The organism is Burkholderia sp. ZZQ-2, assembly GCF_050768715.1.
GTDB classification, from domain to species: domain Bacteria; phylum Pseudomonadota; class Gammaproteobacteria; order Burkholderiales; family Burkholderiaceae; genus Burkholderia; species Burkholderia cepacia.
On the sequence record NZ_LDVA01000205.1, the window covers coordinates 1 to 11,736 of the forward strand.

General features: G+C 61.3%; 15 protein-coding genes and 1 pseudogene. 14 read left to right on the top strand and 2 right to left on the bottom strand.

All coding sequences use genetic code 11. From position 1 onward, the window contains the following. From ABY44_RS14075 to ABY44_RS14125, 11 genes are all read left to right on the top strand, one after another. On the top strand, positions 1–181 hold a 181-nt coding region (locus ABY44_RS14075; protein ID WP_431641327.1), incomplete at its 5' end, for a response regulator transcription factor. A gap of 222 nt (positions 182–403) precedes the next feature. Next, complete coding sequence (locus ABY44_RS14080; protein ID WP_431641328.1) at positions 404–1,528, top strand: porin; 1,125 nt, start codon at positions 404–406, stop codon at positions 1,526–1,528. A 201-nt stretch (positions 1,529–1,729) separates the two neighbouring features. Next, positions 1,730–2,434 (top strand): glutathione binding-like protein, encoded by a 705-nt coding sequence (locus ABY44_RS14085; RefSeq protein WP_059653429.1) that lies wholly within the window; start codon positions 1,730–1,732, stop codon positions 2,432–2,434. Positions 2,435–2,639: 205 nt separating this feature from the next. Then, a complete protein-coding gene (locus ABY44_RS14090) occupies positions 2,640–3,014 on the top strand; it encodes an immunity 22 family protein (protein ID WP_175755829.1) in 375 nt (124 codons plus the stop codon). A gap of 132 nt (positions 3,015–3,146) precedes the next feature. Beyond that, positions 3,147–3,413 carry a hypothetical protein gene (locus ABY44_RS14095; RefSeq protein WP_060180831.1) on the top strand — a complete coding sequence of 89 codons (267 nt, stop codon included), beginning with the start codon at positions 3,147–3,149 and terminating at the stop codon, positions 3,411–3,413. A gap of 135 nt (positions 3,414–3,548) precedes the next feature. Next, positions 3,549–3,869, top strand: coding sequence for a hypothetical protein (locus ABY44_RS14100; protein ID WP_060172243.1), 321 nt, complete (start codon positions 3,549–3,551; stop codon positions 3,867–3,869). Between the two features lie 63 nt (positions 3,870–3,932). Continuing rightward, positions 3,933–4,259, top strand: coding sequence for a hypothetical protein (locus tag ABY44_RS14105; protein WP_155637886.1), 327 nt, complete (start codon positions 3,933–3,935; stop codon positions 4,257–4,259). A gap of 476 nt (positions 4,260–4,735) precedes the next feature. Then, the gene (locus tag ABY44_RS14110; protein WP_060172240.1) at positions 4,736–5,629 is read left to right on the top strand and encodes a LysR family transcriptional regulator; all 894 of its coding nucleotides are present in this window, start codon (positions 4,736–4,738) and stop codon (positions 5,627–5,629) included. 158 nt (positions 5,630–5,787) lie between these two features. Next, complete coding sequence (locus ABY44_RS14115) at positions 5,788–6,345, top strand: carboxymuconolactone decarboxylase family protein (RefSeq protein WP_059700261.1); 558 nt, start codon at positions 5,788–5,790, stop codon at positions 6,343–6,345. Between the two features lie 179 nt (positions 6,346–6,524). Next, on the top strand, positions 6,525–6,965 hold the full coding sequence (locus ABY44_RS14120; protein WP_060172238.1) for a carboxymuconolactone decarboxylase family protein: 441 nt from the start codon (positions 6,525–6,527) through the stop codon (positions 6,963–6,965). A 141-nt stretch (positions 6,966–7,106) separates the two neighbouring features. Continuing rightward, positions 7,107–7,778, top strand: a complete 672-nt coding sequence (locus ABY44_RS14125; protein WP_060172236.1) for a hypothetical protein — start codon at positions 7,107–7,109, stop codon at positions 7,776–7,778. Positions 7,779–7,900: 122 nt separating this feature from the next. Here the strand turns inward: ABY44_RS14125 and ABY44_RS14130 are convergent, their stop codons facing one another. Beyond that, positions 7,901–8,479 carry a TetR/AcrR family transcriptional regulator gene (locus ABY44_RS14130; RefSeq protein WP_059858382.1) on the bottom strand — a complete coding sequence of 193 codons (579 nt, stop codon included), beginning with the start codon at positions 8,477–8,479 and terminating at the stop codon, positions 7,901–7,903. A gap of 170 nt (positions 8,480–8,649) precedes the next feature. On the opposite strand from ABY44_RS14130, the gene ABY44_RS14135 reads away from it, so the two are divergent. Next, positions 8,650–10,089, top strand: coding sequence for an alpha/beta fold hydrolase (locus ABY44_RS14135; protein WP_060172234.1), 1,440 nt, complete (start codon positions 8,650–8,652; stop codon positions 10,087–10,089). Positions 10,090–10,250: 161 nt separating this feature from the next. Continuing rightward, positions 10,251–10,562: an MFS transporter gene (locus ABY44_RS14140; protein ID WP_060172232.1), complete on the top strand. Its 312-nt coding sequence runs from the start codon at positions 10,251–10,253 to the stop codon at positions 10,560–10,562. A gap of 105 nt (positions 10,563–10,667) precedes the next feature. On the opposite strand, the gene ABY44_RS14145 is transcribed toward ABY44_RS14140, so the two are convergent. Continuing rightward, complete coding sequence (locus ABY44_RS14145; protein ID WP_027787402.1) at positions 10,668–11,183, bottom strand: MarR family winged helix-turn-helix transcriptional regulator; 516 nt, start codon at positions 11,181–11,183, stop codon at positions 10,668–10,670. A gap of 138 nt (positions 11,184–11,321) precedes the next feature. Here ABY44_RS14145 and ABY44_RS14150 point away from each other — a divergent pair. Continuing rightward, positions 11,322–11,736 (top strand): annotated as a pseudogene (locus ABY44_RS14150) (MFS transporter); the annotation flags it as partial.

An 11,736-nucleotide genomic window follows, 5' to 3' on the forward strand; every position in this document is an offset into this window, starting at 1 on the left:
CGCGATTCTCGAGCTGCTCGCGCGCAACCTGTCGAACAAGGAGATCGCGGTGGCGCTCGCCGTCGGCGAGGAAACCGTGAAGTGGCACCTGAAGAACCTGTTCGGCAAGCTCGACGCCAGCTCGCGCAAGCATGCGGTGCGCCGCGCGCTGGTGCTCGGCCTGCTCGAAAGCGCGCCGTAACGCCGGTTTCGCCGATCGGGCGGCGCTCCCGCCCCCACCTCCCGCGATTCTCCGCAACCCTGCCCCCCGCGTATGGGGGGGAGCGGCCGCCCGCCGTTGCGTAGTCTTTCCGCATGGCTCACGCGGGCGCCGCCTGTCGCGTCTTCCCGCCCGCCTCGTTGCTTCCCCGCTTCACCCGGACGGGCTCGACCCCGTCCGGTCCAATACGACCCTGGAGACTTCATGAAGACGAAACTGGCCGCGCTCGCGGCGCTTGCCGGCTGTTCGGCGCTCGCGCACGCGCAATCCTCCGTCACGCTCTACGGCGTGATCGACACGGGCCTGCTGTACCAGAGCACGTCGGCGGCGTCGTTCAGCCCCACCGCGCCGAATACGGGCAAGGTGTTCCGCATGAAGGACGGCGGCATCTACTCGAGCTTCTGGGGCATCAAGGGCAGCGAGGACATCGGCGGCGGCTACAAGGTCAACTTCAAGCTGCAGGGTTCGTTCGACAGCGGCACCGGCAAGCTGCAGCTGAGCGATACGCCGGGCGCCGTCGCGATCTTCAACCAGGTCGCGTCGCTCGGCGTGTCGGGCCCGTTCGGCACCTTCACGGCCGGCCGCCAGATCGTGCCGATGATCTACGCGATGGCCGACACCGACGTGCGCAACGCGCAGTTCTTCGGCAGCGTGCTGACCGCGTGGCTCGGCCTGAACACGGTGGCCGGCTGGCCCGGGACGAGCACCAACGGCGCGATCGGCGCGCTGTACGACAGCAATGCGCTCGTCTATCAGTCGCCGGTGTTCGCGGGCGCGTCGATCGCGCTCGAATACGCGCCGGGCGGCGTGGCCGGGCAGTTCCAGGGCGGCACGCGCGAATCGGTCGTGCTCAAGTATTCGAACTACGGGCTGAACGCGTCGGCCGTCTACTACAACGGGCACGACACGAACCCGGCGCCGGGCGTCGCGCCGACCGGCGTCGACAACAACCGCTTCGTCTACGTCGGCGCGAAATACACGATCCGCGACTTCTCGGTGTCGGCGTCGTACGGCAACGGCCGGAATCCGTCGCATGCGGACAAGGTGAACCTCGACATGCTGTCGGCCGGCATCGGCTATCGCTTCACGCCTTTCCTTCAGGTGAGCTCGGCCGTGTATTACCTGAAGGATCGCAACGTCTCGGCGAACAAGTCGACGTCGGTCGTGCTCGCGGCCGACTACAGCCTGTCGAAGCGCACGACGGTCTATGCGCAGGTCGGCCACGTGAACAACCGCGGCACGATGGACCAGATGCTCGTGTACGGGCAACCGGTCGCGCCGGGCGTCGGCACGACGGCCGCGATGGTCGGGCTGCGGCACAATTTTTGATGGCGGCCGGGCGTGCGGCGGACGTGTGGCGGCCATTGGTGACCCTTGGCGGCCGTCGCGCGCGGCCGTCGTCGGCATCGATCGCCGGGATCGGCTACAGTGGGCGTTTTCGGCGCGCGCCGTCCCGCCGCCGCGCCACCGGTCGTGGCGCGCGGCAGCAAGGACGGTGCGCAAGTCATTCACTTCGACGAGCGAACCTTCATGCCCGATCTGTCCGCCTTCCCGATCACGCAAAAGTGGCCGGCCCAGCATCCCGACCGTCTCCAGCTCTACTCGCTGCCGACGCCGAACGGCGTCAAGGTGTCGATCATGCTCGAGGAAACCGGCCTGCCGTACGAGCCGCACCTCGTGCGCTTCGACACGAACGACCAGTTCTCGCCCGCGTTCCTGTCGCTGAATCCGAACAACAAGATCCCGGCGATCATCGATCCGGACGGCCCCGACGGCAAGCCGCTGCCGCTGTTCGAATCGGGCGCGATCCTGATCTATCTCGCGGACAAGACGGGCCAGCTGATCCCGAAGGATCTCGCGGGCCGCTACGAGACGATCCAGTGGGTGATGTTCCAGATGGGCGGCATCGGGCCGATGTTCGGCCAGGTCGGCTTCTTCCACAAGTTCGCCGGCCGCGACTACGAGGACAAGCGCCCGCGCGACCGCTACGTCGACGAGTCGAAGCGCCTGCTCGGCGTGCTCGACGCGCATCTCGCGAACCGCCAGTGGGTGATGGGCGATACCTACACGATCGCCGACATCGCGATCTTCCCGTGGGTGCGAAATCTTGTTGGTTTCTATGAAGCGGGCGATCTGGTCGGCTTCAGTGAATTCCGCAACGTCAAGCGGGTGCTCGATGCGTTTGTTGCGCGTCCGGCCGTTGCGCGTGGGCTTAATATTCCGGCGCGAGGCTGAGCGGCTGGGTGGGTCGCGCGTTGTCCGGCCCGCGTAGCTGTGGACTTGAAACGCCCGCCGCATTGGGCGGCGGGCTTTCGGGGGCTTTGCGATTTTCCGGGGAATGCTGGGGAGACGGTCGGTGTTCGGTCAGAAGCAGCCGCTCAGTAGGTGAAGGAATACAAATTTCTTTGCGCTCAAGGGGAGCCAACCAACGATGCATAGAATGGAAGCTTCTCATTTCTATCTTGGCCGGATAACTGACACCTCCCGATTTTCAAGCTTTCTCGCAGAACACTACGGCGAGGATGAAAGTCGACCAGTTTCCGAGTTCTACGGCTCCCAAGGTGAGTTCTTCTGTGACCATGACTTCATGGAAACAGGGCTGCGACAGTCGGGTACTTCACTGGAAGAGTTCTTTGCACCTCACTCGTACTCGGACAAATGGTCGGAAGCGCTATGTGAAGCGGCGCGCGCCGCAAATTTGGGAGATGCGAACGCGCTGATTTTCATAAATTGCGAACAGATAAAATCGCCAAGGTCAGTGCAAGGCGAAGGATTCGAACTGGTCTACATCGGAATGTTCGAGTATCCAATTTGAGCTTCTCGAACTTGGTTTCGCCTGATGCGACGCCTACTGCTGGGCGACCGCTTTCGGCCAGTTTCGGTCACTCGACCTCGGCACATAGATCGCCGACAATCGTGGCGACTCATTCACTCAAGCTCCACATCGATGAAAGTATCCCGGGATTTCGGAATTGTTGTCCGGCGGGCCGCGCTTTCGGCCAAGAACGTCGACCTGTCAATGGTCATGACCGAATTCAATCTTGGTAGATACTTTGACGAATCTGACAATCTGGTATCGCTTGGTCCTTTTTTTGGAGGTGATGCAGCCGACGAATGCATGAGATCTCTGGAAAAGCTTGGCCTCACGTATATCGAAGACTTTTTTATCTTCGAGGGGTTTGTGCCAGACTGGTGCTCGTTCGAGGTATTCTGAACGCGGCCACAGCGAGATGCGCCGGGCTTCGGCCAGAAACGGACCTTCACACCCGCATCTAAATTGTTGATAATTGCCACCTGTACGGCCGAATGCAGGGCAACGGGGTTTCAATCTTTTAGACAAGGAGCAAGCATGTTGACGATGACTCGTGAGAATGTCGCGTGGTTTGAGTCGCAAGTGATTGTGACGGTTGCTCGTGATATCGAAGTCTCGGACTATGAGTTTTACATGCCTTTCGAACTTTACGACATGATTGAAGCCTGCAACCCGGCAGTTTTCAAGAATCTGGAGACCTTCCTCCAAGCATATCGCGAATGGTGGAAGTTCCAGGAAGAACACGAGGGTGAGCTTTCGGCCGGGGGCCTCTCTCCTAAAAATTTTGAGAAGAACATGGAACTGACGGATAGGCGGGATTCCACTCGAAAGACACTGATCGATTCTGTGAAGTCATAAGATGCAAATGATTACAGAAACGGAATTCGTGCTTAACCTTTGCCTTATTCAGGGTGACAAAAAATGATTAGGCGTTGGCTGTTCGCACTACTGGTATTGGCGAAGGTTGACAGTGTTTCGGCTGAGCCAAGCGCATATGCCTGTGTCGTCGAACAGTCTGCAGGTCTGCATTACGACAGTAAGACAACCACGTGGGCGCCCAAAGCGTTCAAGCCCGGTAAGGAATTTGTGTTGCGTCGATTAACTGAAGACGATTCGAAAATCGCCGAGTACCGTACTTTGCTCAACCGCGATCCGAAGGCAAACTGGGCCTTCTTTGACGGAAAAATGCTCTTGGCGACATGTGTCGAAAACGACTTCACATTTGGCAGCTATGTCGGCCCGGGTTAGCCGACGCTAACTTTGACAAGGATTCGCGCAGATTTGAACTTGTGTATCGGGGTGCGTATACAAGCCAAGGCTACTGGCAACAACTTAAGCGGGAAGACTCAAAGCAGTACGAGTCGCTTCTGGCTTCGGGGCGTGGCGGGGATGCCGAGCGTCCCGATGATCTGAGCATTCAAATTGGCAAGTGCAGCCCAGATCGCTAGCAGAATCGCGTCCAGCTGACCGCCCTCGCACTGCTTGCTCGACCCGCCACTTGGGCACTGCATTGGAAGGCAGCCTTCGGTGGAGCTAAATGTCTGAATCGGGTCGATCTGCGCCGGTCATGCGTCACCGAGCGGCGGCCGGCCGCGCTCGGCCAGAAGCAGCCATCCGCAGCATTCATTCGGCGCACTCCGAATGTTTCACCCAGAAAAATGATACTTTTGCATCCATGAATCATCTTTCATTGGGTGGAAGATTAAGTGGATAGACTGGAAGCAATGTCGATCGTGCTGCTCACGATCGAAAAAGGTAGCCTCACTGCGGCCGCGAAGGCTTTGAACATGCCGCTCCCGACCGTCAGCCGGAAGGTCACGGAACTCGAAGAGTACCTAGGCACGAAATTGCTGCATCGTTCAACGCGCAAGCTGACCTTGACCGATGCCGGCCAGGCTTACGTCGAGTCCGCCAAACGCATCTTGGAAGAGATCGAGGAAATCGAACGAGCTGCGGCCGGCGAGTACACCACTCCACGCGGAGAGCTGGTTCTCACCGCGCCGGTGCTGTTTGGCCATATGTACATCCTGCCCATTGTCACGGACTTCCTGGCTGCCTATCCCGAGATCAACGTCCGGTTGGTTCTCTCCGATCGGAACCTTCATCTCTATGATGACCACGTTGACATGGCCGTTCGCATCGGCACCTTGCCGGACAGCAACATGATCGCGACCCGTGTTGGTGCTATGGATACACTGGTGTGCGCTTCGCCGGACCTGCTAGCTGCGCACGGCAAACCCAAACACCCGACTGACCTGGAAAAGCTTCCGTGCGTCGTTTTCACTGGCCCTTCCACCGCAACATGGTGGTTTCGGGATCCGGCAACCAAACGTGATTTCAATGTCAACATCATTCCGCGCCTGTCCGTCACCACTGCTGAGGCTGCCGTACAGGCAGCGCTCCGTCGCACCGGTTTGACGAGGGTGTACCGCTACCACTGCGATGCCGCGCTCCGCACCGGGGAGCTTGTCCACGTCCTTCCGAAGTTCGATGTCGAGTCGATTCCTGTCAGTCTCATCCACGGAGAGCGCGGGCTGTTGCCGCTCAAGATGAGGGTCTTCCTCGACTTCGCAACCGACCGGTTGCGCTCGGCGATGTCGGAGCTGGGTAAGGCCTGACGGGCGTTCGCTCTACCGAATGCGCCCCTTTCCCATTCCTCGATACTTTCGTTGAGTGGAAGGTCGGTTCTCGAAAATAGCCAATTATTGTTTTGGGCGGAAGTCCCTACTATCTCTCCTACCGAAGCCGCAGTGGCTCGGATCAACGGAGAAATCTCATGGCCCGCCTTGCAATCCCCTCGAAAGAAGCTGCTCCCGCCAAAGCGCAACCGATCCTCGCGAACTACGAAAAAGTTCTCGGCGTGATCCCGAACTTCTTCGCCCTGATCTCGCAATCCCCCGATGCACTGAAGGCGATCGCCGACATGCACGGCGCGCTCGGCAGGAGTCTCGGTCACAAGACCCGGGAACGCATCCACGTGATGACCGCCGAAGTGAACGGCTGCAACTACTGCCTGTCGGCGCACACCTATCTCGGCGCCAAGCTGCAGGGGCTGACGCCGGAAGACATGGAGCTCAACCGCGACGGTCATTCGACCGATCCCAAGGCCGACGCCGCGCTGCAGTTCGCCTACAAGATCGCCACGTCGCGCGGTCACATCGAAGACGCGGATGTCGAAGCCGTGCGTGCTGCGGGTTACACCGACGAGCAGATCGTTGACATCGTCGCCGAGACCGCGTTCAGCTTCATCACCAACCTCTTCAACAACACGTTCAAGACCGACATCGACGCGACATTCCCGCCGCTTCAGACCCGGGCCCGTGAGGCCGCCTGAAGCCCGGGCGGACTGGGCGCCGTATGACGCGTCCGGCTGCCTGGTCTCGATGGCTGGTTGCTCCGTTCTGACCATGCGCAATTCTCCATGCGCGCGTGGTCGGTCGGAACACGTCTATTGAAGCAATCACGTTGGATTGTCGCGCCTGACGGGCGCGGCGATTCGTGAAGGAACCGTCGATGTCCCGTTTGCACATCTCTACGCGAGACGATGCTCCAGTCGAGAGCAAGCCGATACTGGACGTTGTCTATCAGAAGCTGGGCGTCGTGCCGAATTTCTACCGTCTCATCGGCAGCAGCCCGGTCGCATTGGCAGCATTTGCGGCTTTTCAGGACGGCCTGTCCACCACGCTCGATTCCAGGAACCGTGAGCGCATTGCGTTGGCGGTTGCGCAAGTCAATGGATCGGACTACTGCCTGTCCGCGCATCGTTTTCTCGCCACCAACTTCGCAAAGCTATCCCCGGACGAAATTGAACTTTACCGCAGCGGTGGATCGAAGGCTCCGAAGGCCGAAGCGGTCGTGAAATTCGCTGCGAGCGTAGCCAGACGGCGCGGTCATATCGACTTTCCCGTTGTGGCCGACCCGGCACATCGACCGCATGCGGCAGAGGTCCGATGAATCATGGACCATCCGCGCTTCGTAGATCCGCGTATAGCGAAGGGACGAGCAAGATCCATTTCAGACGCGACGTCTCAGTTCACGTTTCTCAGGGTATTTGATGGCGCGATAAAGCGGGTATCAAAGCAATGGCGACCCGGGATGAGCGGCAGGAAGGCATTCCGCTACATGGAACGTGTGCTGAAGCCAGAACTCGACAAGCACCTGGTCACGTTTCCGCTGATACGCCTTGGCGAAATGACCCTGTACTGCGGATTGTTCGAGCAACGTGGCGCCACTGGCGGGCTGGATTTCTTCTTCCTTGTCTGTTCGTCAGCGGCTCGGCCGGAAGACGGTCTCATGTACCGGATCGAGGTTAGCCAGCATGCGATGCAACGGATCATTCAGCGGACGGGCCGAACTGGCGAGGACGAGGTTCGCACACGCCTCTACACCGCCATGGCGAATATTTATTGGTTGCAGCCGTGGATCTACCGGGAGAAATGGTTGCAGTTGGGCCTCGCGTGCGAAGAAGGCGTATTTATTGGTGAAGTGCGAGACGACTGCTACAGCATCAAGACGTTCATCCCGGCGATCGACAACGGCAGGCCGTCGCGATGGCGCGATTTACATGCCGACCTGTGGCCCCGGATCCAGCAACGCGTTCCCCGCGACAAGACGTACGAAGCGGATCAAAGCTCGATCGGCGACTGGTATTTTTTCGCGGATGGGCTGACGCGGCGTTATCCCTTTCTGCTGAAGCCTTATGTACCGGGACACGATTATCTAGATGCGGCGTGGGCGAGTCGCCCGGTTGACTCTGGAAATATTTGAGGGGTAGCCGGAGCGTCACAGGCCGCGCGCGGCAACGGACAGTTCAGTGCGTGAGATTCGCCTGCCGATACCCCATGTAGCCTCCGGAATCACCAGACGCCATCAGAAGGTGGCGATGAGACTTACTCCGGAGCGTGATCCTTGCCGTCCTTCGAAAGTTCGAGCAACGCGGCCATGGCCCGCTTATACGGCCCGAGATCGCTGTTTGCCGCCTGCAGGATGAGCGCCCCTTGCAGGCGGGCAACCCAGTCCTCCGCGAAATGCCGCGCCCGTGCCGGCGACATGCCGCTTTCACGCGCCAAAGCTTCGATGGCGTCGATCCAGTGCGAAAACGCCAGCAACAAACCCTGTTTCGCAACCGAGCCAATATTGGCCGTGGCGAGTTGACCGAGCACGCAGGGGGCGCGCCCACCGACGTACATCTGGTCCAGCGTGGCCACGATTTTGCGAATGCGGGCCTTTAGCGTGCCGGACGATCGCGCCGCGTTCAGGATTTCGCTGTCGATTACCGCTGTCGCGCGCTCCAACACAGCCTCGGCCATCTGCTCCTTTCCGTCGGGGAAGTGGTGATAGAGGCTCGACTTGCCGAGACCGGTTGCGCGCGACAGATCGGTGATCGACGCACCCTCGAAGCCGCGATCCCGGAACACCGTGAACAGCCGGTCAATGATTTCGTCCTTCGATGCCTGAGCAGTGGCCATAGATCTTTTCGCTTCCCCAAAAGTACTGATCGTTCGGTACAAGCGGAAGGGTAAGTTGCCTCGCTCGTTAAATCAACCCTTGACGTCCGCAATTTACGGACGTACTGTACCGATCGTTCGGTACAGATAATTCAGGCCGACGCCTCTTTCCGTGATTCAGGAGATTTTCGATGTCCACACTCGTGACGTATCAAACCACCTCCGTCGCCGATCGTCGTACCGGCTCGGCCCTCAATCTGTTCTACCGGGAAGCCGGCCAGAAGGACGCGCCCGCGGTGCTGCTGCTGCACGGTTTCCCGACTTCGAGCCACCAGTATCGCGGGCTGATCGAGCGTCTCGCCGACAAGTACCGGGTGATCGCGCCGGACCTGCCCGGTTTCGGCTTCTCCGACGCCCCGGAAGCGAAGACGTTCGGCTACACCTTCGACCATCTCGCGGAAGTGATCGAGCGCTTTACCGACACGCTCGGCCTGACGCGCTATGCGCTGTACGTTTTCGATTACGGCGCGCCGGTGGGCTTCCGCCTGGCTGCGTCGCGCCCGGATCGCGTGTCCGCACTCGTCTCGCAGAATGGCAACGCGTACGAGGAAGGCCTGAGCGACGGCTGGAATCCGATGCGTGCTTACTGGCAGGACCCGTCCGATGCGAACCGTGAGCAACTGCGCGGTTTCCTGACGGCCGGCACCACGCAGTTCCAGTACCAGCATGGCGAGGCGGATACGTCGCATATTGCGCCGGAGAGCTACACGCTCGACCAGCACTTCCTCGACCGCGCGGGTAACGACGATATCCAGCTCGACCTGTTCGGCGACTACAAGGCGAACGTCGCAGCCTATCCGCGCTTCCACGAATACTTCCGCACGCATCGTCCGCCGACGCTGGCGGTGTGGGGCAAGCACGATCCGTTTTTCCTGCCTGCGGGAGCCGAGGCATTCAAGCGTGATATCCCCGATGCCGAGGTGCATTTCGTCGATGGCGGCCATTTCCCGCTCGAATCGCATCTGGACGAAGTGGCCGGCATCATTCGCGCGTTCTTCGCCCGCACGCTGGACGTTGCACAAGGTCAGGCGCTGTTTGGCGCACTGGACGACGTGTCTGCGTCGGCGGAGGCGCAGCCGCTGTTCGATGCGATGCGCGGCGTATTCGGTTTCGTGCCGAATCTCGGCCACGCGCTTGCGGTCGAACCGCCGGTGCTATCGGCTTACCTGCAGTGGCTTCATTCTCTCGGTACCACGACCCTCGATGCGGTGGCGCAGCAGGTCGCAATGGCGGCCGCGAGCCGCGTGAATGCCGCGGACTATGGCGTGGCAGTCCACGCGACGCTGGCCAGCAGGCTCGGTGCCCCCGCCGACGTGGTCGACGCGTTGCGTACCGGCGGCGCGCTTGCCGATCCGAAGCTCGAAGCGGTGCGCCAGTTCGCGACAGCCATCGCATCGAAGCGCACGCAGGTATCGGATAGCGACGTGAACGCGCTGAAGGCGGCTGGCTTCGACCGCCGCGCGGCGGTGGCGATTGCGATGGCCGTGGCCGGCAAGACGCTCGTCAACACGGTCGCGCACCTGTCGAAGATCGAGATCGATGCAGGTTTCCTTCCGGACGCCGTTGCCTGACCTGCTGCGCCGGGGCGGCAGTCAATGGCCGCCCCGCAAACAGCCTTGAGGATCGAGAGCATGTCGGGTAATCAGTTCAATCACGAAGTGAGCGATGTGGGTGCGCCGCTGGAAATACCGGTCGGAAGCGGTCGGCGCAACAATCCGTTGTCGCTTGCCTGGTGCTGATTGGTGTGAATCTGCGGCCGGGCATCGTGTCGATCGGGCCATTGCTGCCGTCGATCAGCCAGGCTTTCGGCCTGTCGCATACGGAGGCGTCGATGCTGACGTCGATCCCCGATGTCCTCATGGGGCTACTGGCATTGCCGACGCCGTGGCTCGCCCGCCGTTTCGGGCGCGATCGCGTCATCCTGGCGGCGCTGTTCGTACTGTTCGCGGCGACCTTGGGCAGGGCATTCGCGGGTTCCGTCGCTCAGATTCTCTTGCTGACGGATCAAACTGTCGCCCGAGTAACCCGTGAATGTCCACTTTAACGCGCGTTGATCGTCCGCTTCGGGCCGCCAAGCGACATCCACGAAAATTCACGAAGAACCTTGTTTTTGCCCGCGGCGTGCATGTGCATGACGCATTCCGCGGCGCTACTTGCCTTCCGGCTCTCCCGGCGCCCCGCCCCCCAGCCCCGCCAGCAGCTTCTCCAACAGTCGCGACAACTGCGCCTGCTCATCATCCGACAGCACGGCCAGCAACGCGCGCTGGTTGTCGATGTGCGCGACGACCGCTTCGTCGATCAGCGCGCGTCCGGTATCCGTCAGCGCGACGAGCGTGCCGCGCCCGTCGGCCGGATTCGGCCGGCGCTCGACCCAGCCGGCCTTCTGCAGCCGGTCGATGCGCGCGGTCATCCCGCCCGACGACATCATCAGCGCGTCGTACAGCGCCGTCGGCGTCAGCGCGAACGGCGCACCGCCGCGCCGCAGCGTCGCGAGCACGTCGAATTCGCCCGGCTGCATCCCGTAGCGCGCGAACAGCGGATTGAGACGGTCGCGCGCGATCACGAGCGCCGCTTCCTGCAGCCGCCCCATCACCACCATCGACGACGCGTCGAGATCCGGACGCTCGTTACGCCATTGCGCGAGCGCATGCGCGGCTCGATCCACCTGATCCATTAACCCTCCTCGGCCTGCCAGTTATCTTGACGTCGAGATAAATCGGCGTTTATCTTGATGTCGAGATACTTTACATGAAAATCGCGCGACGCCCTTCCGGGGCCGCGCACCGATTTCGAGGGCCTTGCGATGAATCGCTTCACTTCCCCCGGATGGCGGCTTGCCGCCATCGTGCTCGTCGGGCTGAACCTGCGGCCGGCACTCGCCGCGGTCGGCCCGCTGCTCGACATGATCCAGCGCGCGACCGGCATCGGCGACGGCGCGGCCAGCCTGCTGACGACGATCCCGATCCTGCTGATGGGGCTCGGCGCGCTGAGTGCGCGGCGCCTGCAGCGCGTGACCGGCATCGCGGGCGGCGTGTGGCTCGGCGTCGCGCTGATCGGGCTGGCCTGCGTGTCGCGCATCGGCGCGCAGCACGCGTGGCTGCTGCTCGCGAGCGCCTGCTGCGCGGGTGTCGGGATCGCGTTGGTGCAGGCGCTGCTGCCTGGCTTCGTGAAGGCCCATTTCGCGACGCGGATCGGCGGCGCGATGGGCGTCTATTCGA